At 71.4% G+C, this 23688-nt stretch carries 25 protein-coding genes; 14 read left to right on the top strand and 11 right to left on the bottom strand.

Annotation, left to right across the window (positions count from 1 at the left end; all coding sequences use genetic code 11):
• Window positions 1-20: 20 nt before the first annotated feature.
• Window positions 21-551 (bottom strand): HutD family protein, encoded by a 531-nt coding sequence (locus ACMW4R_RS02740; RefSeq protein WP_058614087.1) that lies wholly within the window; start codon window positions 549-551, stop codon window positions 21-23.
• Window positions 552-896: 345 nt separating this feature from the next.
• On the opposite strand from ACMW4R_RS02740, the gene ACMW4R_RS02735 reads away from it, so the two are divergent.
• Together ACMW4R_RS02735 and ACMW4R_RS02730 are read left to right on the top strand one after the other, a co-directional pair.
• The gene (locus ACMW4R_RS02735) at window positions 897-1733 is read left to right on the top strand and encodes an alpha/beta fold hydrolase (RefSeq protein ID WP_058596576.1); all 837 of its coding nucleotides are present in this window, start codon (window positions 897-899) and stop codon (window positions 1731-1733) included.
• A 152-nt stretch (window positions 1734-1885) separates the two neighbouring features.
• Window positions 1886-2923, top strand: a complete 1038-nt coding sequence (locus ACMW4R_RS02730) for a helix-turn-helix domain-containing protein (RefSeq protein WP_418299072.1) — start codon at window positions 1886-1888, stop codon at window positions 2921-2923.
• 6 nt (window positions 2924-2929) lie between these two features.
• Here ACMW4R_RS02730 and ACMW4R_RS02725 read toward each other — a convergent pair whose 3' ends face one another.
• The 5 genes from ACMW4R_RS02725 to ACMW4R_RS02705 form a co-directional block, all read right to left on the bottom strand.
• The gene (locus ACMW4R_RS02725; RefSeq protein WP_241492221.1) at window positions 2930-3088 is read right to left on the bottom strand and encodes a hypothetical protein; all 159 of its coding nucleotides are present in this window, start codon (window positions 3086-3088) and stop codon (window positions 2930-2932) included.
• A gap of 87 nt (window positions 3089-3175) precedes the next feature.
• On the bottom strand, window positions 3176-3445 hold the full coding sequence (locus ACMW4R_RS02720) for a ribbon-helix-helix domain-containing protein (RefSeq protein ID WP_058596578.1): 270 nt from the start codon (window positions 3443-3445) through the stop codon (window positions 3176-3178).
• 51 nt (window positions 3446-3496) lie between these two features.
• Window positions 3497-4219: an FAD-binding oxidoreductase gene (locus ACMW4R_RS02715; RefSeq protein WP_418299071.1), complete on the bottom strand. Its 723-nt coding sequence runs from the start codon at window positions 4217-4219 to the stop codon at window positions 3497-3499.
• The gene (locus ACMW4R_RS02710; RefSeq protein WP_418299070.1) at window positions 4216-4809 is read right to left on the bottom strand and encodes a molybdopterin-dependent oxidoreductase; all 594 of its coding nucleotides are present in this window, start codon (window positions 4807-4809) and stop codon (window positions 4216-4218) included. Before ACMW4R_RS02710 ends, ACMW4R_RS02715 begins: the two co-directional genes overlap by 4 nt.
• A gap of 65 nt (window positions 4810-4874) precedes the next feature.
• Complete coding sequence (locus tag ACMW4R_RS02705) at window positions 4875-5474, bottom strand: TetR/AcrR family transcriptional regulator (protein ID WP_081318556.1); 600 nt, start codon at window positions 5472-5474, stop codon at window positions 4875-4877.
• A 137-nt stretch (window positions 5475-5611) separates the two neighbouring features.
• Between ACMW4R_RS02705 and ACMW4R_RS02700 the strand changes: the two genes are divergently transcribed.
• Window positions 5612-6442: a helix-turn-helix transcriptional regulator gene (locus tag ACMW4R_RS02700; RefSeq protein ID WP_418299069.1), complete on the top strand. Its 831-nt coding sequence runs from the start codon at window positions 5612-5614 to the stop codon at window positions 6440-6442.
• A 234-nt stretch (window positions 6443-6676) separates the two neighbouring features.
• Here ACMW4R_RS02700 and ACMW4R_RS02695 read toward each other — a convergent pair whose 3' ends face one another.
• Complete coding sequence (locus ACMW4R_RS02695) at window positions 6677-7663, bottom strand: GlxA family transcriptional regulator (protein WP_058598207.1); 987 nt, start codon at window positions 7661-7663, stop codon at window positions 6677-6679.
• A 179-nt stretch (window positions 7664-7842) separates the two neighbouring features.
• Here ACMW4R_RS02695 and ACMW4R_RS02690 point away from each other — a divergent pair, with 179 nt between their 5' ends.
• Together ACMW4R_RS02690 and ACMW4R_RS02685 are read left to right on the top strand one after the other, a co-directional pair.
• Window positions 7843-8559: an alpha/beta fold hydrolase gene (locus ACMW4R_RS02690; protein WP_058598206.1), complete on the top strand. Its 717-nt coding sequence runs from the start codon at window positions 7843-7845 to the stop codon at window positions 8557-8559.
• Window positions 8559-8927 (top strand): UBP-type zinc finger domain-containing protein, encoded by a 369-nt coding sequence (locus ACMW4R_RS02685; protein WP_418299068.1) that lies wholly within the window; start codon window positions 8559-8561, stop codon window positions 8925-8927. Before ACMW4R_RS02690 ends, ACMW4R_RS02685 begins: the two co-directional genes overlap by 1 nt.
• A 123-nt stretch (window positions 8928-9050) precedes the next feature.
• Here ACMW4R_RS02685 and ACMW4R_RS02680 read toward each other — a convergent pair whose 3' ends face one another.
• From ACMW4R_RS02680 to ACMW4R_RS02670, 3 genes are read right to left on the bottom strand one after another with little or no spacing between them, the layout of a single operon-like run.
• Window positions 9051-9830: a hypothetical protein gene (locus ACMW4R_RS02680; RefSeq protein WP_418299067.1), complete on the bottom strand. Its 780-nt coding sequence runs from the start codon at window positions 9828-9830 to the stop codon at window positions 9051-9053.
• A 36-nt stretch (window positions 9831-9866) separates the two neighbouring features.
• On the bottom strand, window positions 9867-10787 hold the full coding sequence (locus tag ACMW4R_RS02675) for a DUF1295 domain-containing protein (RefSeq protein ID WP_418299066.1): 921 nt from the start codon (window positions 10785-10787) through the stop codon (window positions 9867-9869).
• Window positions 10784-12619, bottom strand: a complete 1836-nt coding sequence (locus tag ACMW4R_RS02670) for an AMP-dependent synthetase/ligase (RefSeq protein ID WP_418299065.1) — start codon at window positions 12617-12619, stop codon at window positions 10784-10786. Before ACMW4R_RS02670 ends, ACMW4R_RS02675 begins: the two co-directional genes overlap by 4 nt.
• A 336-nt stretch (window positions 12620-12955) precedes the next feature.
• On the opposite strand from ACMW4R_RS02670, the gene ACMW4R_RS02665 reads away from it, so the two are divergent.
• The 4 genes from ACMW4R_RS02665 to ACMW4R_RS02650 all read left to right on the top strand — a co-directional run bounded on the left by ACMW4R_RS02665 (window position 12956) and on the right by ACMW4R_RS02650 (window position 17404).
• Window positions 12956-14062, top strand: coding sequence for an acyltransferase family protein (locus ACMW4R_RS02665; RefSeq protein ID WP_058596639.1), 1107 nt, complete (start codon window positions 12956-12958; stop codon window positions 14060-14062).
• A gap of 90 nt (window positions 14063-14152) precedes the next feature.
• Window positions 14153-15403: a hypothetical protein gene (locus ACMW4R_RS02660; RefSeq protein WP_418299064.1), complete on the top strand. Its 1251-nt coding sequence runs from the start codon at window positions 14153-14155 to the stop codon at window positions 15401-15403.
• Window positions 15404-15560: 157 nt separating this feature from the next.
• Entirely contained in the window at window positions 15561-15719 is a 159-nt protein-coding gene (locus ACMW4R_RS02655; protein ID WP_193752661.1) for a hypothetical protein, read from the top strand.
• Window positions 15720-15940: 221 nt separating this feature from the next.
• Window positions 15941-17404, top strand: coding sequence for an SDR family NAD(P)-dependent oxidoreductase (locus tag ACMW4R_RS02650; RefSeq protein ID WP_418299883.1), 1464 nt, complete (start codon window positions 15941-15943; stop codon window positions 17402-17404).
• Window positions 17405-17540: 136 nt separating this feature from the next.
• Here the strand turns inward: ACMW4R_RS02650 and ACMW4R_RS02645 are convergent, their stop codons facing one another.
• The gene (locus ACMW4R_RS02645; RefSeq protein WP_058615142.1) at window positions 17541-17888 is read right to left on the bottom strand and encodes a hypothetical protein; all 348 of its coding nucleotides are present in this window, start codon (window positions 17886-17888) and stop codon (window positions 17541-17543) included.
• Window positions 17889-18128: 240 nt separating this feature from the next.
• On the opposite strand from ACMW4R_RS02645, the gene ACMW4R_RS02640 reads away from it, so the two are divergent.
• Genes ACMW4R_RS02640 through ACMW4R_RS02620 form a run of 5 tightly spaced genes read left to right on the top strand, consistent with a single transcriptional unit; the run spans window position 18129 to window position 23686 of the window.
• Window positions 18129-19679 (top strand): carboxyl transferase domain-containing protein, encoded by a 1551-nt coding sequence (locus tag ACMW4R_RS02640; protein ID WP_418299063.1) that lies wholly within the window; start codon window positions 18129-18131, stop codon window positions 19677-19679.
• 5 nt (window positions 19680-19684) lie between these two features.
• Window positions 19685-21778 (top strand): acetyl/propionyl/methylcrotonyl-CoA carboxylase subunit alpha, encoded by a 2094-nt coding sequence (locus tag ACMW4R_RS02635; protein ID WP_418299062.1) that lies wholly within the window; start codon window positions 19685-19687, stop codon window positions 21776-21778.
• Window positions 21775-22317: a MaoC family dehydratase gene (locus ACMW4R_RS02630; protein ID WP_418299061.1), complete on the top strand. Its 543-nt coding sequence runs from the start codon at window positions 21775-21777 to the stop codon at window positions 22315-22317. The genes ACMW4R_RS02635 and ACMW4R_RS02630 overlap by 4 nt, the downstream gene beginning before the upstream one ends.
• Entirely contained in the window at window positions 22317-23102 is a 786-nt protein-coding gene (locus ACMW4R_RS02625) for an HpcH/HpaI aldolase/citrate lyase family protein (RefSeq protein WP_418299060.1), read from the top strand. Before ACMW4R_RS02630 ends, ACMW4R_RS02625 begins: the two co-directional genes overlap by 1 nt.
• Window positions 23099-23686 carry a TetR/AcrR family transcriptional regulator gene (locus tag ACMW4R_RS02620; protein ID WP_193752660.1) on the top strand — a complete coding sequence of 196 codons (588 nt, stop codon included), beginning with the start codon at window positions 23099-23101 and terminating at the stop codon, window positions 23684-23686. Before ACMW4R_RS02625 ends, ACMW4R_RS02620 begins: the two co-directional genes overlap by 4 nt.
• The last annotated feature ends 2 nt before the right edge of the window (window positions 23687-23688 follow it).

Raw genomic sequence — 23688 nt, 5'->3', positions numbered from 1 at the left:
CCGCCGACGATGCGACCGGTTCAGCGGATCGCGGCGAAGGCGACCGTGCCACGGCCCCGGAGGGCGGTCTCGGTTCCCTCGGTGATCACGGTGTCGCCGGGGAGGAGTCGAGACCCCAGCGCTGTCACCTCGCCGTCGAGGGCGACGACCGCGAGGACATCCGCGGGCGTCGTGACGCGCCCCTCGATCGCGACCGCGTCGAGCGAGGGTGTCGCGGCACCGCGCACCATGAGGTTGAGGTCGCGCTGAGCGGACCCCGGGTCGGCGACCGACACGGCCGCGTCGCCCGAGAAGACCACCGTTTCGTGGCGCGGCAGCTCGAGCGGGCGTCCGTCGATGAGGAGCGACAGCGGGCCGTCGACCGTGAGCAGCGCGCGCGAGACGCCGGGGAGGGTGGAGAACGCGGACGCCGCGTCGATCGTCGCCAGAGACAGGCGCCACGCGAAGGGTCCGGTCGAGGGTCGGCGCGCCAGCTCGACCGTCTGACCGCGCCCGTTCGCCCACGGAGTAGGGGAGAGGTCGGCGACACGGATGAGGCGGGGGATGGTCATGGCTCCAGCGTGCCTTCCCGGCGGGCGGCCCGCGGGAACCGGGGCGGGAAGGTGTCTCAGATCTCGGACAGTGTCTCTCGCGTCTCCGTGCCGTCGACGGGCCCGGGGCTGGTCCGGGAGGCCGCGGCCCGTCGCGCCTCCGGTGCGTGCCAGGGGGAGGGCGGGGGACGAGCGGAGGGTGCGGACGGCGAGGGGATCCTCCTCCCGTCCCTCGTCCTCCGCTCGTCACGCCCCACCCCGCCCGTGGTTCTCGACGAACGTCTGATGCCCGCCGGGCCGCCGCGGGGTTGAGTGGTCGAGCCACGTTCGTGGCGCACTCGTCGAGACAAGGAAGCGGGCAACGTCATGGCATTCGTGACCACCGAAGATGGCGCAGAGATCTACTACAAGGACTGGGGGAACCCCGAGGCGCAGCCGATCGTGTTCCACCACGGCTGGCCCCTGTCGTCCGACGACTGGGACGCGCAGATGCTCTACTTCCTCGGCAAGGGCTTCCGCGTGATCGCGAGCGACCGCCGCGGTCACGGCCGCTCGTCGCAGATCGGCACCGGCCACGACATGGACCACTACGCCAGCGACGTCAGCGCCGTGGTCGAGCACCTCGACCTGCGCAACGCCGTGCACATCGGCCACTCCACCGGCGGCGGCCAGGTCGCCCGCTACGTCGCGAAGCACGGCGAACCCCAGGGCCGTGTCGCCAAGGCCGTCCTGGTCGCGGCCGTGCCGCCGCTCATGCTGCAGCGCGACGACAACCCCGAGGGCACCCCGCTGTCGGTGTTCGACGGGTTCCGTGAGGCCCTCGCGGCCAACCGTGCCGAGTTCTTCGAGGCCGTGGCATCCGGACCCTTCTACGGATTCAACCGCGACGGCGTCACTCCCTCGCAGCCGGTCATCGACAACTGGTGGCGCCAGGGCATGACGGGCAGCGCGGTCGCGCACTACGAGGGCATCAAGGCGTTCTCCGAGACCGACCAGGAAGCCGACCTCCGCGCCATCACCGTGCCGGTGCTCGTGCTGCAGGGCGACGACGATCAGGTCGTGCCGTACAAGGCCGCGGCCATCCGCCAGCACGAGATGCTCGCGAACTCGACGCTGAAGATCTACGAGGGCTACCCGCACGGCATGCTCACCACGCACGCGGATGTGATCAACCCCGACATCCTCGCGTTCATCCAGCAGTAAAGAGCCGACGAGAGGCGCATTCCGGGGAATTCGGGGTGCGCCTCTCTCGCGTCGTGGGAGCGGTACCGTGTGTGCGAGAGGGCCACGCTGCCGCGGGCCTCGCCGACGTAGCGTGTGAGGACCCCCCACCGGAACGCACGCGAGGAGTCGGGATGCATCCGCCGCAGATCGTGGACCAACTCTCGACCATGCTCGGCCGCCGGGTTCACCTGCGCGAGACGACGTACCCGGCGGTCGTCGACCGCGAGACGGTGTGCGTCGACGTCCCGTTCGGCCGGGGAGCGGCGTACCTCCGCATCGTCGGCGCGATGCAGAGCGAGCTTGGCCCGTTCGAGTGGGCGGTGATCGACGCCGCGGCGTACCTGCTCGACCTCGGGGCGGGCCTGGCCGCGTCGCGAGACACGGTGCTCACCGGACTGATGGATGCCGACCGCCGAAGGCGGCGCGAAGCCCTCGGGGAGGTGCGCGCCCGGCGGTGGGTCGACGGTCGGGCCGACGACCTCGACGTGCTCGTCGTCCGGCTCGACGCCGCCCGCGAGCTCGCGGTCACCGCGTTCGGCCGGCACCTCGCGCTCACCCTCCACGGGGCGGTGCACTTCGTCGGCATCCGCGACGGGGCCGCCGTCTTCCTCGCCGCTCCCGTGCGCGACATCGACGACCTGACGGATGCCGTCACCCGCGAGGCCGCCGTGCACGGGGTCGTGCCCCGGGGTCTCGGAATGGCGACCTGCGGCGCGGTCGAGACCGACATCGACGCCGCGGTCGAGCGCGCGATCGCCTCCGCACGGCTGCGCGCGACCCTGCCCGACCAGGTCGCGTCGGTGCGTGCCGAAGACCTCGGCGGGTGGGCGCTCCTGCACACCGTGCCGCGCTCACGCCCGCTGCTGCACCAGGCGTGCCCGGCCGCCTTCGACCTCCTCGCGCTGGACGATCCGACGCCCCGAGAGACCGTCGAGGCGTACCTGGATGCCGCCGGGCGCGTGCCCGTGGCCTGCGAGCGGCTGCACATCCACCGCACGACGCTGTACTACCGGCTGGAGCACCTGCCCGAGTCGGTGCGCGTCGCGCTCGCAGATGGTCTGCAGCGGACCACCCTGCACCTTGCCCTGAAGCTGCTGAGGCTCTGGGAGGAGGAAGCGTCCGAGGCGGCGGTGGTGCCGCTGCGCGAGGAGGGGTTGTTGCGGGCGTGACGGGTGTCAGAGATCGCGCAGGTACTCCGGTCGGGCGATCATCGCGTGGATGATCATCTCGTGGCCGTCGTCGAAGGTGAGGGTCACGAGCTCGAGTGTCCGACCCGCTGCTCCATGCCGATCAGCAACCAGCGACGGGGGTCGTCCTCGTCGTCGAGCGGCCATGGCGCGAGGACGTGGCTCGCGGCCTGCCGAACGGCGTCGTCGTTCAGCCGGTCGCGGTGATAGTGCTTTCGAGCAGAGCGATGCAGCTCAGGCAACGTGAGCCCACTCGCGCACGGCCGCGCGTATGGCTTCGGATCGCGACGTGATGCCCTCGGCTTCTGCTCGTCGCATCAACGCCGTCAATGTTTCAGCGTCGAGGCGGACGGTGGTCGCTTCGCCGGGACCGTTTCCGATCGCCGGTCGGCCTCGCGACGGCCGGGGAAGACGGGTGAGGTCGTAGCCCTCTTCGGCTTCGTCGGCCCAGGCCTGTACCTCGGAGTCGGTGACGCGCTTGCCGCGCAGGAGGTGGTCGCCCATGCGAATAACGTACACGAAAATGCGATCGGTGGGGAGGGTGACCCCGTAGGGTCACGCGCCGCCGAAACGCTCCGTCCGCACGCGCAGCGGCGGATGGCCGACGGCGACCACCGCGTCGGCCGTCGCCTCGACGAACGCGGTCGGTCCGCAGATGAAGATGAGGGGTCGCTCCGCGGGCGGAATCGTCAGGCGCTCGAGCTCGGCCATCGACACGTGGCCCGCGGCCCGCGGCGATCCGGGCGGGGCGAGGCGCGTGTGGATCCACTCGGTCGGGATGCCGAGGGCCCCGAGCCGGTCGATCTCGTCGGCGTACATGGCATCCGGTGCCGAACGCACCGAGTACAGCAACCGGAACGGCTGGGCGGTGCCCGCGGCCGCGCGCGCCCGGGCGATCGAGAGGAGCGGGACGATGCCCGAGCCGCCGGCGATGAGCTGCACGGGCGAGGGGTCGCTCTCGCGCCACACGAAGTACTGACCGAGCGGGCCCTTCACCTCGAGGAAGTCGCCGGGACGTACCTCTTCGACGAGGTACGGCGAGACCTCGCCGTCCTCGACCTCGTCGACGGCGAGCTCGACGCTGCTTCCGGGTCCGAAGCTCGCGATCGAGTACGAGCGCTCGGCTTGGTAGCCGTCTTCGGCGGTGAGGCGGATGTCGAGGTGCTGCCCGGGGAGGCTCCCCGTCCAGCCCGGGACGTCGAGCACGAGCGACCGGGCGTGCGCGGTGAGGCGGGTGACCGACGCGACGTGCGCCGGCAGCCATGGCGTCGCCGTCACCAGTACCGCTCTTCGCGCCACGGATCGCCGTGCATGTTGTAGCCGTTCTGCTCCCAGAAGCCGGGATCGTCGCGCGGTTGCATGACGAGGCCGCGCACCCACTTCGCGCTCTTCCAGAAGTAGAGGTGCGGCACGAGCAGGCGCGCGGGCCCGCCGTGCTCGGGTGTGAGCGGCTTGCCGTCGAACTCGAAGACGACCCAGGCCTTGCCGCCCATCAGGTCTTTCACCGGCACGTTCGTCGTGTATCCGCCGTACGAGTGCGCCATCACCGAGGGGGCGGCGCTGTCGATGTCGGCCAGCAGCGTGTCGACCGAGACCCCGCGCCAGGACGTGCCGAACTTCGACCATCGGGTCACGCAGTGGATGTCGGTGTGCACGTCTTCGATCGGCAGCGCGTGGATCTCGTCCCACGTCCACGTCGTCGTCGCGCCCGTCTCGGTGCGGATCGCGAACTGCCAGTCGTCGAGCCGGATGCGAGGGGTCGGGCCCGCGGACAGCACGGGGAAGTCGTGCGTGAGGTACTGCCCCGGGGGAAGTTGCGGGTCGGACGCGCGCCGGCGTGCACCGAAACCCCTGCTGAACTCGGCCATGACGCCTCCTCGCCCCGACCCTACTCGGGGGCGCCGACACCCGGCTTCGACAATTGACGGACGGGTCAGGCGCCCTGCCACACCGAGGCGCGGGCCGAATGCGCCGCGAGAGCCGCGAGGCGTTCGTGCGGGACGCGAAGGCGACTCAACTGGATGAGACCTTGGGATGCCAAGACCGTGCGTTCGGCGTGCGCGGCCGCCTCCTCGGCATCCAGGATCAGGTCCTGCTCCGCCGCCGTCCGCAGAAACGTCTCCGCCAGCACTCGCTCCATCCGCGCGGTCGTCGCCGCGGAGATGTCGAGCACCTCGGGGAAGCGATCGCCGAGCTCGACGATCGTGTTGAGCATGAGGCATCCACGTCGATCCGCGGACGAGCCGCACTCATCGACGACACGCTGGAGGAACTGCCCGGCCACCACCGCGAGATCGGTGCGCGGCGCGGAGGTCGCCTCGGCCACGAACGCCACGCGCCCCTCGCAATACCGGCGGAAGACGCAGAGGAACAGCCCGAGCTTGCTCGCGTAGGCCGCGTACAGGCTGCTCGTGCCGACTCCGGATGCCACGGCCACGTCTTCCATCGAGGTGCGGTCGTATCCGCGCGACCAGAACAGCTCCTGCGCAGCATCCAGGAGCTCGTCTTCGTCGTATCGCCGGGGTCGACCCACGCGGCCACGGTACCCGCTGCACCCCCGGCCTCTTCAACGGGCACGTCCTGTTCTCGCGCAATCGTGTCCGTTTGCGTCGCACGGTCCGGCGGGGCCGCGCGGAGAATTGGAGCGACCGTTCCATTACTCGGCGGAGGATGCGCGTGACGACCTCGAGTGGCCCGCTGGCCGAGTTCCTGCGCGACCGACGCGAGTCGCTCACGCCCGCGCAGGTCGGGCTGTCGGACTCGTCGCGCCGCCGCGTCCGGGGCCTGCGTCGCACCGAGGTGGCCGAGCTCGCCGGGATCAGCGCCGACTACTACCTGCGCATCGAGCAGGGTCGGGGGCACCGCCCCTCGGCGGAGGTGCTCAGCGCTCTCAGCCGCGCGCTCCTTCTCGACGTGTACGGCGACGAGCACCTGCACCGCGTCGCCAATCTGTCGGCGGGGCACGAGGCGCCGACCGTCAGCGACGAGGTCCCCGCGGGCATCCGCGCGCTGCTCGACCTGCACCCCGAGACGCCGGCGTACCTGTCGAACGGCACCCTCGACGTGATCGGGGTCAACGAAGCGGGCCGGTTGCTCGCGCCCGGGGGTCTGCGACCGGGACTCAACCTCGTGATGTCGGTGTTCGAGCACTATCCCGACCCGCACTCGGAGTCGCACTGGCGGCGCACCGCGAGCAACCTCGTCGCGTCGCTGCGGTACCACGCCGATCCGCGCAGCCCCCGGTTGCGCCACATCGTCGACACGCTCAGCGCGACCGACCCGCGCTTCGTTGAGCTGTGGCAGCGATGCGAGGTGCGGCCGCACACGAGCGCGTGGCCGCTGGTGTACATCGAGTCCCACGGGTGGGTGGGCCTGCGCAGCGAGACGTTGGCGATCCCGGCATCCCGTGGCTGCACGATGACCCAGTTCTTCGCCGAACCGAACACCCCCGGGGTCGAGGCGCTTCGCGACCTCGTGCGGCGGGCGTACGGCCGGGCGTGACGGGCGGAGGGTCGGGGCGTTCGGGGGGCCGGGGCGTGACGGGCGGACGGCGTGACGAGCGGAGGGCCAGGGACGGAGGGAGGGCCCAGCGGCGCGAAAGGTCCTCCGCTCGCCCCCGATCCTCCGCTCAGCACCGCGCGGGCCCGCGCGACAGCACCACTCAGGCTCGTTTGAAAGCGGTGCTCTCGCCCACGCGTCCGTGGCGCTCTCGCCCGTGCGACAGTCGGCCTCGCTCTAGGCCGACAGCTCGCCCGCGGGCGGCGCGACCGTCGAGCGGAACCGCTGCTGATACCCCGACGGCGTCACGCGGTAGCGCGCGAGGAACGCGCGGCGGAGGGCCGCGGGCGAGCCGAAGCCGGACGCGGAGGCCGACTGCGCGATCGAGGCACCCGACTCGAGCAGGTTGACCGCGAGCTCCAGCCGCAGCGACGCGATGTAGGCGGCCGGGGTGACGCCGAGTTCGTCGCGGATGACGCGGGTGAGGTGTCGCGGGCTGACGTTCACGTGCGCGGCGAGCTCGGTGACGCTCGTCGCGCGGGTCGGATCGTCGGAGACGTACTCGGCTACCGCGCGGGCGATGCTCGTGCGCGGGACCGGCATCTTCAGCGCGGCCGAGAACTGCGACTGCCCGCCCGAGCGGCGCATGTAGACGAGGAGGTGCTGCGCCACGCTGCGCGCGACCTCGGCGCCGTGATCGTCTTCGACGAGGGACAGGGCGAGGTCGATACCCGCCGCGACCCCCGCCGAGGTGTAGATGTCACCCTGCTTCGTGAAGATGCGCTCGGAATCGACCGCGACCCGGGGATAGCGGCTGGCCAGCGCGTCGGCGAACTTCCAGTGCGTCGTCGCGGGGTGACCGTCGAGGAGTCCCGTCGCGGCGAGGCCGAACGCGCCGCTGCAGATCGACGCGATCCTCCGGGCCTGACGCGCCAGGTCGGTGATCGCCCTCTGCAGATCGGCGTCGTCGAAGACCGCCGGTGCCCGCTCGCTCCCCGGGATGATCGCCGTGTCGAGCGGCCCGCTCTCGGAGGCGGCGCCGTCGACGCCGATCCGCAGACCCATGAACGCCGTGACGTCGGCGCCCGTGGGTGAGTAGAACCGGAGCTCGTAGGCATCCGTCGTCAGGTTCGTCTCGGAGAACACCTCGGCCGGGCCGACGAAATCGAGCGCCTTCACCCCGTCGAACAGCAGAATCCCGATCCGACGCCGTTGCCCCGTCATCCGTCGCTCCCGTCCCGAACCTTCTCTCAGCCTGTCACCGATCACCCGTCGGCGGGGATCCGCCTTCGACATCTGTCGAGCGCGATTCTCGACGAATGCCCCTGCCGCCCCGCCGCCACGCTGCCTAGCGTGGGCACCCACTCGCGGCGACTCGGCTGCGACGAGAGGAGTGGCATCCGATGTCCGTTTCCCCCACCATCGTCCTCGTGCACGGAGCCTTCGCGGATGCCGCGAGCTGGGCGCCCGTGACCCGCGCGCTGCTCGACCAGGGGTACACCGTGCGCGTGCCCGCCGTGCCGAACCGCAGCCTGATCGGCGATGCGGCGTACATCCGCTCGGTCGTCGAGCAGATCGAGGGACCCGTGCTTCTCGCCGGGCACTCGTACGGCGGTGCCGTGATCACCGTCGCCGGTGTCGCCGAGAACGTCGTGGGCCTGGTCTACGTCTCGGGCTACGCGCTCGAAGAGGGCGAGAGTCTCGGCCAGCTGCAGGGCGGCTTCCCCGACTCCGACCTCGCGCAGCACCTCGTCTACACGCCGTTCCCCGTCGAGGGCGGCGAGCCGGGCACCGACGTCTCGGTCGAAGTCGCGGCCTTCCCCGAGGTCTTCGCGCACGGCGTGCCGCTCGAGCGGGCCGAGGTGCTCGCCGTGTCGCAGCGGCCCCTCGCCGCCCTCGCGTTCGGCGAGAACGCGCCCGTCGCCGCGTGGAAGACGAAGCCGGCGTGGGGCATCGTCTCGAGCGCCGACCACACGATCAACCCCGACGTCGAGCGCTTCGGCTACCAGCGCGCGGGCTTGCGGACGGTCGTCGAGCTCGACGCGCCCCACCTCGTGATGCAGAGCCACCCCGCCGAGGTCGCGAAAGTCATCACGGACGCGATCGCCGACCTCGCGTGATGACCGCGCTCGATCAGATCGACCGGGGCGTTCCTCCGAGCGGTCCCGGATGCCAGGAGTGCGACGCGAGCGGGAGCTGGTGGGTCCACCTGCGGCGGTGCGCCGCGTGCGGTCACGTCGGCTGCTGCGACTCGTCGCTGAACCGACACGCGACGGCGCACTTCCACGCGACGGGGCACCGCTACATCCAGAGCTTCGAGCCCGGGGAGGTGTGGTGGTGGGACTACGGGACCTCGGCTGTCGTGCACGGACCCCCGCTCGCCCCGCCCACGACCCACCCCGCCGAGCAGACGGTGCCGGGGCCGCAGGACCGCCTGCCCGCGGACTGGGAGGAGCAGCTCGCCGCGACCCGGGAGGGGGAGGCGTGAGCGAGACGGTAGTGACGAGGGGAGGAGGTGGGGCGGAGGGAGGAAGGATGCCGCGGCTCGGTCCTCCGCGCACCCCATCTCCTCCGCTCGCCACCCGGGAACCCCGGCGCGCGCCGCGCGGACTCAGCCCTTCGGCGCCTCGATCGTCACCGGCTCGCCCCACCGCGTGAACTGCTGCAGGGATGTGGTCTGTACGCCCCCGAAGGTCCCGGTGGCCTGCGTGGCCACGACGCGGTGCCCCTCGCCGAGCCACACGATCATCTCGCTGACGTCGACGCCCGCGGCCGAGAAGGGCGCATCGGCCTGCACCCGCCAGGCGCGCACGTCGGTGCCGTCGGGCAGGGCCACCGTGTCCTGGCCGGTCTGCACCGTCCAGGAGGGGGCGGAGGCGAGAAGGGATGCCGCGGCTGCGGGGTCGGCGAGAGCTCGGTACGACTCACCGATGGTCGAGGCGATGACGGCGCGGTAGTCGCCGCTCGACGGGTCGGCCTTCACCCAGGCACCGTCGAACGTGACCCAGGCCTCGGTCGGTGTGAGCACGAAGTCGTTCGTCCCGTCGGGGCCGGTGACCGACCCCGATGTGGCGGGATCGTCGCCGAAGACGAAGTCGGCCTCCCCGCTCAGATCGGCGGACTGCAGGGTCAGGTGCCCGCTGCCGGCCGCGCGCGAGAACGCGATCACGCACGCCGAGAGGTCGGAGCCCGTCACTCTCGCGTCCGCGATGAGCTCGACATCGTCGCACTCGCGGGGTGAGGTGACCGCCGTCCCGCCCGTGGGGGTCGGGGATGCCGGGGCCGCCGCGGTCTCCGTGCTCAGCGGGGTCGGATCGGCCGCCGGCGAGCACGCGGTGAGGAGCGCCAGGGCGCCCACGGTCAGTGCGAAGGTCTTCGTCGTTCGCCGCATGGCATCCACTCTAGGAAGTCATCCGCGGCTGTGCCCTTACCGCCGTGCGGTCAGCGCCGGGATCAGCACCGGCGTGCGGTCGCGATAGGCGCGGTAGTCGGCGCGGTCGCCCCAGCGCTCGTCGGCGCGCTTTTCGAGCAGCGGGATGCCGCTGACCCGGGTGAGGAGCAGGATGACGAAGAGCGGCGAGAGCACGGCGATCCACTGCCAGCCCTGCAGAACGGGCGCCGCCACGAGGAAGACCCCGATCCACACGAGGATCTCGCCGAAGTAGTTGGGGTGGCGCGAGCGCGACCACAGGCCCGTGCGGATGAACTCGCCCCTGTTGGCGGGGTCGGCGCGGAACGCCTGCTTCTGCAGGTCGGCGACGACCTCGAACGCCATCCCGAGCAGCCAGACGACGATCCCGGCGATCACGAAACCGTCGAGGGGCGCCCGGCCGGCGGCATCCGCGCTCATCGCGATCCACGCCGCCGAGGCGGTGAGGGAGACCCAGAGACCCTGGATGCACCACACCTGGAAGAAGCGCAGCGGCCGCGTCTTGATCTCGTCGAAACGCCCGTCGGAACCCGAGTGGTGGACGCGCGCGAAGAGGAACGAGCCGAGTCGCGCCGCCCACACGATCACCATCGCGGCGAGGATCCATCCCCGCGCGTCCTGCTGGGGAGCGAGCAGTGCGAGGGCGATCGACACGGTGATGAACGTGAGGCTCCCGGTGAGGTCGAAGAAGCGCTCGGTCCGACGCAGCGCCGAAGGGATGAAGATGAGGAACTGGATGACGTAGGCCGCCGTCACCGCGAGGGCGAACACCGGGATGCCGCCGACTTGCCCGCCGCGAGAGCTGCCGGCCGCGGCCAAGCCCGCGCCGATCGCGAGGGCGACGACGACGGCGACGACCGCCGCTCGATTCTGCGAGCCGCCGGCTCGCTCCGTCGTCGGGGGCACGGGTGCGGTCATGATGCGGCTCCTCGGTACAGCGTGTCGATCGTGTCGGCGGCGCGGTGCAGAACCTCGCGGCGCTTGATCTTCAGGGTGGGGGTGACGAGCTCGTGGTCGTCGAGGTCGGCGAGCACGAGCGTGAAGCGGCGTACCTGCTCGCTCCGCGCCACCAGGGCGTTGGCGGCGTCGACGGTGGGCTGCAGGTGGGCGCGGAGACGGGGCTCGTCGATGGCTCGGATCTCTCCGGGTGAGCCCGTTGCGAACGTCGATCCGTGGGATGCCGCCCACGCGGCCGACTCCGCGGGATCGAGGATGAGCAGGGCCGACAGGTACGGCTTGCCCTCGCCGACCATGACGGCGTGCTGCACGAGGGGGCTCGCCTCGACCGCGCCCTCCCAGCGGGCCGGGACCACGGTCTTGCCGTTCGAGGTGACGATGACGTCTTTCATGCGGCCCTCGAGGATCAGGCGTCCGCCGTCGTCGATGCGCCCGAGGTCTCCGGTGCGGAAGAACCCGTCGACGAACGCCTCGGCATCGTGGCGGGCATCGCGGTAGCCGGCGAACACGCCCACTCCGCGAGCGAGCACTTCGCCCTCGGGGCTGATGCGCACCGTCGAGCCGGGCAGGGGGAGGCCGACCGTGCCCGACACGATGCGCCCAGGCAGGTTGCCCGTGAGCGGAGCGGTGGTCTCGGTGAGTCCGTAGCCCTCGATGACCGGAACCCCGATCCCCCGGAAGAACAGCGACAGGGCGCCGTCGAGCGTCGCCCCGCCCGAGAGGATGTAGTCCACGCGGCCGCCCATGATCGCGCGCAGCCGCGAGTAGAAGAGCGCGTCGAACACCGCCCCGCGCACACGGAGGCCCCGCGGGGCGCGGCTCCGACGTCCGGCATCCTGTTTCTCGGCCAGACGACCCCGGGCGACGGCGGTCGACACGGCACGCTCCCAGACCGGACCGAGCCTCATGCGGGCCGCCTTATCCGCAGCCGCGGCCTGGATCTTCTGCAGCACGCGCGGCACGACGACGAGGAACGTCGGGCGGAGCACCGAGAGCGCGGGCACGACTCGCGAGGGTTCCGACAGATGCGCGATGCGCATGCCGCTCGCGATGCAGATGAGCTGCAGACCCCGGGCGAGCACGTGGGCGAGAGGCAGGAAGATGATGGTGTTCCCCGTCGGGGTGACCACTTCCCGGTAGGCCGCGGCGATGTTGAGCACCTGCCCGAGGAAGTTCGAGTGCGTGAGCACGGCCCCCTTCGGCTCGCCGGTCGTTCCCGAGGTGTAGACGATGGTCGCGGGGTCGTGGTGCCCCGCCAGAGTGCGACGGGTCTCGAGCTCGGCGTCGGTGACGTGTGTTCCACGACCGGAGAGATCGTCGAGCGACCGGATGCCGTCGACCCCGCGCATCGCCCAGGTTCCGATCGCGTCAGTCCCCACGAGTGCCCTGGTCAACAGGTCGGCGTGAGCCCTCGACCCCGCGATGGCCAGGCGTACGCCGGCGTCGTGCACGATCGCGTCGACCTGCGAGGCCGAGGACGAGTCGTAGACCGGGACGACGACGCCGCCGGCGAACCAGGTGGCCAGGTCGGCGACGGCCCACTCGTAGCGCGTGGGCGCCATGATGGCGACTCTGTCGCCCGCCGCCAGGCCGGCACCCATCATCCCTTTCGCGAGGGCCCGGACGTCGCCCAGGAATGCGGCGGTCGTCACGGGGCGCCACGATGCGGGATCGTCGGCCGGTACGTCGAAGGCGACGTGGTCGGGGGCGTCGGCGGCGCGGCGAACGAGAAGGTCGGTCACGTTGCCGAACGCTTCGAGGCTCGCCAAAGCGGGCATGGTCGTCTCGAGCATCTTTCCTCCGGGTGCGAGAGCGCGGCCGTCGGAGAAAACGAGCCGCCGACACCTGTTCGGAGGAGTGCGCGAATCGGATGGGGCTTGCGTATCGGAGTCGTCGGCCGGGCGGGGCCTCGGAGTCAAGCCCCCACCCCTCTCAGGGATCTCCTCACCCGGGCGGTGTACCGTCTCACCCGGTCTGCGCGACTTCACGTGCTCAGGTCGACTCCATAGGCGGCGTCGTCGACGGGCACGCGATCGCGCTCGGTTACGACACGGGAGGCGATCACCATCAGCACGCTCACTGCCCCCGTCGTCGCTCCGATCGCGACGAGCCCCGGTCCCCTCGACAAGGTGCGCAACCTGCCGTCGCTGACGGGGCTGCGATGGGCGACCGCGATGCTCATCTTCGGGCACCACCTCATGGCCGTCGAGTACTTCGGCGGCACTCCGGGCGTGATCTGGGGAAACCTCTTCGAGGCCGGGAAGACCGGCGTGACGCTGTTCTTCATCCTCTCGGGCTTCGTCCTCGCGTGGGGGTACAAGCCGCAGCAGACCGCGCGGTCGTTCTGGTGGCACCGCATCGCGCGGATCTACCCCCTGCACCTCGTCGGGGTCGGGCTCGCGCTGATCGCCGCGGCCACCCTCGTTCCCGAGATCCGCGCCGACGGCACCGCGCCCGTGGTCGCGAACGTCTTCCTCGTCAACGGCTGGGTTCCCGACTGGTGGCAGGCGGGCAATCCCGCGAGCTGGTCGCTCGTGTGCGAGGCGTTCTTCTATCTCACCTTCCCGTTCCTCATCCGCCCCCTCGCGCGCGCCTCGAACCGGGCCCTCGGCGTCGTGGTCGTGGCATCCCTCGTCGTCGCCGCCCTCGCGCCGCAGATCGCGTCGATGTCGCCGATCCCGATGTCGGCCGCGTCGACCCCGTTGCTGCGAATGCCCGAGTTCGTGATCGGCGTGAGCCTCGCGCTGCTGATGAAGAAGAGCGCGTGGCAGCCCGTGCGCCTGATCGTCGCCGTGCCGCTCGCGGTCGCCGGCTACGCGCTGTCGGAGGCGCCGACGCTGCCCGGCACCGACATCCACCCGGGCCTCGCCGCGACCGTGGGGTTCTACGCTCTGCTCGTCGCCTCGCTCGCGAACGCCGACGCCCGGGCGAACTCCACCTTCCTCGCGCGGCCCCTCTGGCAGGAACTCGGACGGGTGTCGTTCGCGTTCTACCTCGTGCACCTGCTCGTCATCGCGTCGGTGTCGTCGGCGTGGCCCGACGGGCACCCGCAGTTGCCCTGGCGACAGGCCGTGCCGCTCGCGCTCGCCGCTTTCGGCATCGCCCTCGGCCTCGCCTGGGCGATGCACAAGCTCATCGAGATCCCGGCGCAGCGGTGGCTGCTGCGCTACGACCGGTCGCGGGCCACGGTGCGCTCCGCTTCGGCGCCCGGGGTGCACCTCGCCGCGAACCGCTGACGCGCAGCGCCTCTACGCCCGGTGTGGCGGGCGTCGACTGGACCAGGATGCCGCTGGAACGGCATCCTGTGACGAGGACAGGGGGCGGACATGACGCGGCGCGCGAGGAAGACGCTTGGTACTCGGGTGATCGTGGGAGGCGCCGTCGTCGCGCTGACCCTCGCATTCGGCGGAGGAACCGGCGCGGCATCGGCGGCCGAGACGGCCGGGTCGACGGCATCCGGAACCGTCGTGCGCGACAGCGGGCGGGTCGTCGTGTACTACCAGAAGCAGTTCGTCGACGGATCGACGGGTGCGTACATCTCGCCGTTGCCCCTCGTGACCGAGAACACGGGCGTCGACGTCGTGAACCTCGCCGCGGTGCACATGAACGCCGACGTCCTGAAGCTCAACGACCTTCTGCCGGACGATCCCGCCTTCGACACGATGTGGAGCGAACTGGCCGAGATCCAGCGGTCGGGGGTCGCCGTCGTCGGCATGATCGGCGGCGCGCAGAATGCCACCTGGCAGAGCCTGACCGACGACTACGACGTGCAGTACGTGCGGCTCCGGGACTTCGTCGAGGCGCACGCGCTCGACGGCATCGATCTCGACGTCGAGACCGACACCGACATCTCGGTCGTCGAGAGGGTGATCGCCGACCTGAGCGCCGACTTCGGTCCGTCGTTCCTCATCACGCTGTCGCCGGTGACCGCGGCGCTGGTCGGGGAGGACAATCTCTCGGGATTCGACTACGACGACCTCTACCGCAGCTCGGGGGACTCCATCGACTGGTTCAACACGCAGTTCTATTGCGGGTGGGGCGATCCCACCGCGGCGGACTACGGCGAGATCGTCGACTACCAGAGCACGAAGGGCGCCGGGATTCCGGCGGCGAAGATCGTGATCGCCGCCCTCACGAACCCCGACAACTGCGGGGACGGGTGGGTTCCGCTCGATGAGCTGACGGCGTCGATTCAAGAGATCAAGACCACGACCCCCACGTTCGGCGGCGTCGCGGGATGGGAGTACTTCAACTCGCTCCCCGGCGGGACGGAGGCGCCGTGGAAGTGGGCGGCCGTGATGCGGGCGGCGATCGACGAGCCGCTGCCCACACCGACACCGACACCGACACCGACGCCGACACCGACGCCCACACCGACCGCGAACCCGACGACGACCCCGACCGCGGAGCCCGCCCCGGTTCCGACGGGCACCCCCACGCCCGCGTCCGGCGTCCTCGCCGCGAGCGGTCAGGACTCGTCGGGACTCGTCGCGGGCGGCATCGTCGGGGCGATCGCCGTCCTCCTCGGAGCCGTCGCGCTGGTCGTCGCCTCCGTCCGCCGCCGACCGGTCGGCTGAGCGGCCGCCGCCCTCCTCGGTCGCGCTGTCGGCCGTCCGCCGGCGCACGGCCCGCTGAGAGGTCACCGCCTCATCGGAGACGTGCAGCCGTGAGGCGAGGCCCGGCTTCTGAGCTGTCCCCCTGGAGTCTCGGCCGCCCCGCGGCTAGGCTCGCCGGATGTTCTCAGCTGTCGGAGGCGCCCACCTGCTCATCCTTCTGCTCGGCTGGCTGGTCGCGCTCGCGGTCATCGGCCTGGTGACGTACTTCGTCGTGCGCTTGGCCGTGCTGCACGCGCTGAAGGCTCACACGCGCTGGGTCGACGGCGGCAAGCAGTAGCCCACCCTCGCCCCGAGCCCTGAGGGCAGGGCTCGCACCGGCAGTGCGGCGATCGAGCGAATCCCGGGGCGGAGACCCATCCCGCGTCCAGCGAGCCCTCGGTACACTTCCCTGTGCCCGAAACACCCCCCAGCCCCGATCGTGACGCCGATCGCGTCACCGCGCTGGATGCCGCCGCGCCGGTGACCGATACGGATCCGGATGCCACGGACTCCGGTGCCGTGCCCGACGTCGAGCGTGTGGCATCCATCGATCCCACCGAGCTCGAGATCGCGCTGCGCGTCATCGACGCGGCGTCGTCGCTCGACCGTGAGGATCCCGCCTACATTGCGCTGCGCCGTCAGACCGGCAAGCTCTACAAGGACGTCAAGCGGCAGTCGCGGCGCGAGAAGCGCCAGCGCATCGCCGATGCCGACCGCGCGGTCGTTGCCGCCACGGCGACCGGTGCCGCCGACCGCATCGACGACGAGACGCGCGGGATCCCGCTCGCGACCCGCACGACCACGCCGTTCGCCGGAGAGCTGATCAAAGCCCGCGCCTGCTACATCTGCAAAGAGGACTACACCCTCGTCGACGCTTTCTACCACCAGCTCTGCCCCGACTGCGCGGCGATGAGCCACGCCAAGCGCGACGCGCGCACCGACCTCACCGGCAAGCGCGCGCTGCTCACCGGCGGCCGCGCGAAGATCGGCATGTACATCGCGCTGCGGCTGCTCCGCGACGGCGCGCACACCACCATCACGACCCGCTTCCCGCGCGACGCGGTGCGGCGCTTCTCGTCGCTCCCCGACAGCGCCGACTGGCTGCACCGGCTCAAGGTCGTGGGCATCGACCTGCGCGACCCCGCCCAGGTGATCGGACTCGCCGAGTCCGTGGCATCCGATGGTCCGCTCGACATCCTGATCAACAACGCCGCGCAGACCGTGCGGCGCTCGCCGGGTGCGTACAAACCCCTGGTGGATGCCGAACTCGCACCACTCCCGGACGGGCCGCTGCCCGAGCTGGTCACGTTCGGCCACACCAACGACGCGCACCCGCTTGCGCTCGCGCAGTCGGTGTCGGCTCACCCGATCCTCGCGTCGGCCGCGCGAACGGCGGAGGAGCTGACCGCCGAGGCGATGGCGGCGGGCTCGTCGTCGCTCGAGCGCCTGGCCGCGGGAACCGCGATCGACGCGGGCGGGCTCGTGCCCGACGAGGACCGCATCAACAGCTGGACGCAGCACGTCGACCAGGTCGAGCCCCTCGAGATGCTCGAGGTGCAGCTGGCGAACATGACGGCGCCGTTCCTGCTCGTGAGCCGGCTTCGTCCCGCGATGGCCGCGTCGTCGGCGCGGCGGAAGTACATCGTCAACGTCTCGGCGATGGAGGGCGTGTTCGGCCGCGGGTACAAGGGCCCCGGCCACCCGCACACGAACATGGCGAAGGCCGCGCTGAACATGCTCACGCGCACGAGTGCCCGCGAGATGTTCGAGTCCGACGGCATCCTGATGACCGCCGTCGACACCGGCTGGATCACCGACGAGCGTCCGCACTTCACCAAGGTGCGCCTCGCCGAGGAGGGCTTCCACGCCCCGCTCGACCTCGTCGACGGAGCCGCCCGCGTGTATGACCCGATCGTGCGCGGCGAGGCCGGCGAAGACCTCTTCGGCATCTTCTTGAAGGATTACCGCAAGAGCTCGTGGTGAGCTCGGCCGGCGCTCACTCGACGGGGTGACGGCGCTCGCGTCGTGCCCACGCCGGTTGAGTGTCCAAAACACCCGGACGTTTTTCGTCGGCGCCCGGGTGTTCTGGACACTCAGTGGGCCGTGAGGGCGAGCACGGCTACCCCAGAGGCCGCAGCACCGCTTCGTCGACCGGGAACGCCACGTCGTAGAACAGCTGCGGAGCCCCGACGGCGCCCCAGTCGTCTTTCTTGACCCGGATGCCGGAGGTCGAGACCTCGGCGATGCGCACCCGCAGCCACGACCCGTCGTCGAGGCGCAGCTCGTACATGTCGGCGAGGTAGCCGATCCCGCGCTCCTCGAGCGTCTCCTCAGCGGTCAGCCAATCGACCGCCTCGGCCGAACGCCGGCCGAGCAGGTCGACGACGACGAAGCCGTCGCCGTGCGGCTCCATCCACCCGAGCACCTCGCCGTCGGGGCGTCGGTGCGTGATCCAGTCGCTGCGCATGGCGTCGAGCCTAAGCGTCGGCGGGGCGCGGGCGGCGCGGGGAGCGGAGCGGCGCGAGGCGGGTCAGGGCAGGGCGCGAGGCTGTTGAGCGCGGTGAGTGTCCAAAACACCCGGACGTTTTTCCGAGGCGTCCGGGTTTCTTGGACATTCAACCGGGGGGGGGCGCCGACACGTAGACAACTCGATTACCGAGCCGTAATCTAACTCCATTACTGATCGGTAACTCAACGAGGAGTTGTCATGACGCAGGGCTACCGCGAACTCGTCGCCGAGCTGCGCGAGCGCCGCGCCACCGTCGCGCTCGGCGGACCCGAAACCGCCCGCGAGCGTCACACAGCCCGCGGCAAGATGCTCGCCCGGGACCGCATCGACGCGCTGCTCGACGTCGGCAGCCCGTTCCTCGAGGTCGCCCCGCTCGCGGCCTACGGGATGTACGGCGGCGACTGCCCCGCCGGCGGTGTGGTCGCGGGGATCGGCCTCGTCCACGGCCGGCACGTGATGGTGGTCGCCAACGACGCGACCGTGAAGGGCGGCAGCTACTTCCCGATCACGGTGAAGAAGCACCTGCGCGCGCAGGAGATCGCCGCGGAGAACCGCCTGCCGTGCGTCTCCCTCGTCGACTCGGGCGGTGCCTTCCTCCCGATGCAGGACGAGGTCTTCCCCGACCGCGACCACTTCGGTCGCATCTTCTACAACCAGGCACGGATGTCGCGCGACGGCATCCCCCAGATCGCGGCGGTGCTCGGTTCGTCGACCGCGGGCGGCGCGTACGTCCCGGCGATGAGCGACGAGACGGTGATCGTGCGGAACCAGGGCACGATCTTCCTCGGCGGACCGCCGCTGGTGAAGGCCGCGACCGGAGAAGTCGTCACGGCCGAAGATCTCGGCGGCGGGGTCGTGCACACCCGCGTGTCGGGCGTCGCCGACCACCTCGCCGAGAACGACGCACACGCGCTCGAGATCGTGCGCGACATCGTCGCGACCCTGCCTCCCCCCGAACAGCGGATGCCGGAACCCGCCGCCGACCCCGAGAAAGACCCGCGCGCGCTCGAGGACATCGTGCCGGTCGAACTCACCACCCCCTACGACGCCCGCGAGATCCTCGCCCGGATCGTGGATGCCGGCAGCATCCACGAGTTCAAGCGCGAGTACGGTGAGACCCTCGTCACCGCCTTCGCCCGCATCGAGGGGCACCGGGTCGGGATCATCGCGAACAACGGCGTCCTCTTCGGCGAATCGGCCCTCAAGGGGGCGCACTTCATCGAGCTATGCGACCAGCGCGGCATCCCGCTGGTGTTCCTGCAGAACATCACCGGGTTCATGGTCGGCCGCGAGTACGAGTCGGGCGGCATCGCCAAGCACGGCGCGAAGATGGTCAACGCCGTCGCCTGTGCCTCGGTGCCCAAGCTCACCGTCGTCGTCGGCGGATCGTTCGGCGCCGGCACCTACTCGATGTGCGGACGCGCGTACTCGCCGCGCTTCCTCTGGCTCTGGCCCGGCGCGCGCGTCTCGGTCATGGGCGGCCCGCAGGCGGCATCCGTCCTCTCCACCGTCCGCCGCGACCAGATCGAGGCCGGCGGCGGCGAATGGTCGGCCGAGGAGCAGGCCGCCTTCGAGGCGCCGGTCCGCGAGCAGTACGAGCGACAGGGGAGCCCGTACTACTCCACGGCCCGTCTGTGGGATGACGGGATCATCGAGCCGTCGCAGACCCGCGACGTTCTCGCTCTCGCCCTCGACGTCATCACCCGTTCGCCCCTCGACGCGCCGGGTTACGGCGTCTTCCGGATGTGACCCGCATGTTCTCCACCGTTCTGATCGCGAACCGCGGCGAGATCGCCTGTCGCATCATCCGCACCCTCCGCTCCCTCGGCATCCGCTCGGTCGCCGTCTACAGCGATGCGGATGCCGGGGCCCGCCACGTCCACCTCGCCGATGTCGCGGTGCGCCTGGGACCGGCGCCGGCGGCGCGGAGCTATCTCGACGTCGACGCCGTGATCCGCGCGGCGCGCGAGACCGGCGCCGAGGCGATCCATCCCGCGTACGGATTCCTCGCCGAGAACGCCGCCTTCGCGCAGGCCTGCGAGGAGGCCGGGATCGTCTTCATCGGGCCGAGTGCCGAGGCGATCCGCGTCATGGGTGACAAGATCTCGGCCAAGCACGCGGTCGAGGCGCGCGGGGTGCCGACCGTTCCGGGGGTCGCGCGCGCGGGCATGACCGACGACGAGCTGATCGCCGCCGGCGCCGACGTCGGCTACCCGCTCCTCATCAAGCCCTCGGCGGGCGGCGGAGGCAAGGGCATGCACGTCGTCGAGGCGCCCGGAGCGCTGGCGGGGGCGATCGCCGCCGCCCGGCGCGAAGCAGCGGCGAGCTTCGGCGACGACACCCTGTTCCTCGAGCGTTACGTCCGGGCTCCGCGGCACATCGAGGTGCAGGTGCTCGCCGACGCGCACGGCGGGGTCGTGCACCTGGGCGAGCGCGAGTGCTCGCTGCAGCGCCGTCACCAGAAGGTCATCGAAGAGGCGCCGTCGCCCCTGCTCGACGCCGAGACCCGCGCCCGCATCGGCCAAGCGGCGTGCGAGACCGCGCGCAGCGTCGACTACCGCGGCGCCGGGACGGTGGAGTTCATCGTGTCGGCCGAGGCGCCCGGCGAGTTCTTCTTCATGGAGATGAACACGCGCCTGCAGGTCGAGCATCCGGTCACCGAAGAGGTCACCGGCCTCGACCTGGTCGAGCAGCAACTCCGGATCGCCGCCGGTGAGCCTCTCGGCGTCGATCAGGATGCCGTCACCCTCACCGGGCACGCGATCGAGGCGCGCGTGTACGCCGAGGACCCGGCATCCGGATTCCTGCCGACGGGCGGTCACGTCGTGCGCGTCCGGCACCCCGGCGGGGAGGGGATCCGCGTCGACACGGCGCTCGAGGACGGCCTCGACGTCTCGGTCGACTACGACCCGATGCTCGCGAAGATCATCGCGTGGGGCCCCGATCGCGAGAGCGCGCGCCGGCGGCTCGTCGCGGCGCTCGGCGACACCGCGGTGTTCGGCTTCGCGACGAACGTCGAGTTCCTGCGGCGGTTGCTCGAGCTTCCGGACGTGGTGGCGGGCGCTCTCGACACCGGGCTGATCGCTCGAGAGCTCGAGGGGCTCACGACCGAGGAGGTCGACGAGCGCGCTCTCGCGGAGGCGGCTCTGATCCTGGATGCCACGGCCTCGCGCGCGCGGGAGCCGTGGCGACGCCGCGACGGCTGGCGGCTGGGGACACCCGCGCCGCGCCGCTACCGTCTCGCGCTCGGCGGGGAGCAGCGCACGGTCGAGGTGACCGGCGTGGGGGAGACGCTCGCGGGCCTGGTGCGCAGCACTGTCGAGGTAACCGGGACGGGGGAGACGCTCGCGGTGGCGGCGCTTGCGCGGGCCGGCGAGCGGGAGCCCGCGCGGATCGTCCGGCACGACGACGGTCTCGTGTCGGTCACCCTCGACGGCCGTACGCGGACTCTCGCGGCCGAGGTCGACGCCGACGGCGTGTGGATCGCGCGGGGCGGGGCGGTGCGACGGGTCGAGACCGTGCGAGCGGTGCACCGCGCCGACGCCACGGCGGACGCCGACCCGCAGCTCGTCTCGCCCATGCCCGGCACCGTGGTGATGGTGCACGTCGCCGACGGGGCGACGGTGGGGGTGGGCGACGCGGTGCTCGCGGTGGAGGCCATGAAGATGGAGCACGTGGTGCGATCGAGCGTCGCGGGGACGGTGAGGCTGCAGGCGGCGGTCGGCGACGTGGTCGCGCGCGGGCAGGCGCTCGCGGTGGTCGCACCCGGTGTCGACTCGGACGGTGCGCCGGCGGGCGCGGAGACACCGCGCGAACCCGGCGCGGGCGACGAAAGGGGCGGGGAGTGAGTGGCATCCGGATCATCCAGAGAGGGCTGTACTTCGACGAGCTCGAAGAGGGCGCGACCTACGTGCACAGCCCGGGTCGCACGGTGACCGAGGCCGACAACGTGCTCTTCACGACCCTCACGATGAACACGCAGTCGCTGCACCTGGATGCCGCGTGGTCGGCATCGACCGAGTTCGGCGAGCGTCTGGTGAACAGCATGTTCACGCTGTCGACGATGGTCGGACTCTCGGTCGCGCAGCTGACCCAGGGCACGATCGTCGCGAACCTGGGGTTCAGTGACGTGCGCTTCCCGGCGCCCGTGCGCGTCGGCGACACCCTGTACGCCGAGACGCTCATCGCGGGCAAACGCCTGTCGACCTCGCGGCCCGGCCAGGGGATCGTGGAGTTCGCCCACACGATGCGCAACCAGAATGGGGTGGTGGTCGCCGGAGCGCGCCGCTCGACCCTCATGCTCGTGAGCCCCGCGTCCGCTTCGGGCCCCGCGACCGCGCCCGGCCCCGACCCGGTCCCTGACCGCAACCCCGAGGAGGAGCCTTGATGCACGGCCCCGCCCTGCTGTTCTGCCCGGCCGACCGCCCCGACCGCTACGCCAAGGCGGCCGCGGCGGCCGACACCGTCATCCTCGACCTCGAGGATGCCGTGGCCCCGGCCGACAAGGAGCGGGCGCGCGAGGCGCTCGCCGCGAGCACGCTCGACCCCGAGCGCGTGATCGTTCGCCTGAATCCCGCGGGAACCCCCGAGCACGCGCCCGACCTTCTCGCCGTGCGCGAGACCGCGTACACGACCGTGATGCTCGCGAAGGTCGAGTCGCCCGCCGACGTCGAGGCGACGGACGGGTTCGAGGTCATCGCGCTGTGCGAGACGGCGCGCGGCATCGTGCGCGCCGCCGAGATCGCCGCGCACCCCGCGACGGTCGGGCTGATGTGGGGCGCCGAAGACCTCATCGCGAGCATGAACGGACGCTCGAGCCGCTTCGCCGACGGCCGCTACCGCGATGTTGCTCGGACCGCGCGCGCGAACGTGCTGCTCGCCGCCCGCGCTCACGGCAAGGACGCGATCGACGCGGTGCACCTCGACATCGCCGACCTCGAGGGCCTGCGCGCCGAGTGCGAGGACGCCGCCGCCTCCGGCTTCACCGCCACCGCGTGCATCCACCCGACGCAGGTCGCCACGATCCGCGCAGCCTATGCGAGCACCGACACCGAGCGCGAGTGGGCGCGGGCCGTGCTCGCCGAGGCGGAGGGGCAGCCCGGGGTGTTCCGCTTCCGCGGGCGCATGATCGACGAGCCGGTACTGCGGCAGGCGCGCGAGATGCTGCGGTGACGGCGACCTGGCGGGCGACGCAGAAGGCCAACCGCCGGGCGTCGCTGATGCGTTCGGCGGCGGCGCTGTTCGCCGAGCGGGGCTTCGCGGCCGTGTCGACGGTCGAACTGGGCGAAGCCGTGGGGATGAGCGGGCCCGCTCTGTACAACTATTTCCCCAGCAAAGAGGCGCTCCTCGCCGAGCTGCTGATCGACGCCAGCCGCCGCCTGCTCGAGGGCGGCCGCGCCCTGGTCTCCGAGGCCGGGACCCCCGACGAGGTCCTGTCGAGGCTCGTCCGCTTCCACCTCGACTTCGCGACGGCTGACCCCGACACGATCCGCATCCAGGACCGCGAGCTCGCCCAACTGCCCGCTGACGCGAACCACCAGGTCCGGAGTCTGCAGCGGCAGTACGTGCAGGAATGGGATGCCGTCCTGGCATCCGTCCGTCCCGAACTCGATGCGGCCGAGCGCCAGACGCGCCTCCTCGGGACCTTCGGCCTGCTCAACTCGACCCCGCACAGCGCCGACTCGACCGGCGACCGCGCGGCGGAGATCCTGGCCGCGATGGCCCTGCGCGCGCTGGTGGGGGCAGTCGGCGGCTGACG

Origin of the sequence: Microbacterium sp. S1037 (assembly GCF_048381605.1) — a bacterium.
GTDB classification, from domain to species: Bacteria; Actinomycetota; Actinomycetes; order Actinomycetales; family Microbacteriaceae; genus Microbacterium; species Microbacterium testaceum_B.
Note: the sequence above shows the minus strand (reverse complement) of the source record. Positions and strands in the feature narration are given on the sequence as shown.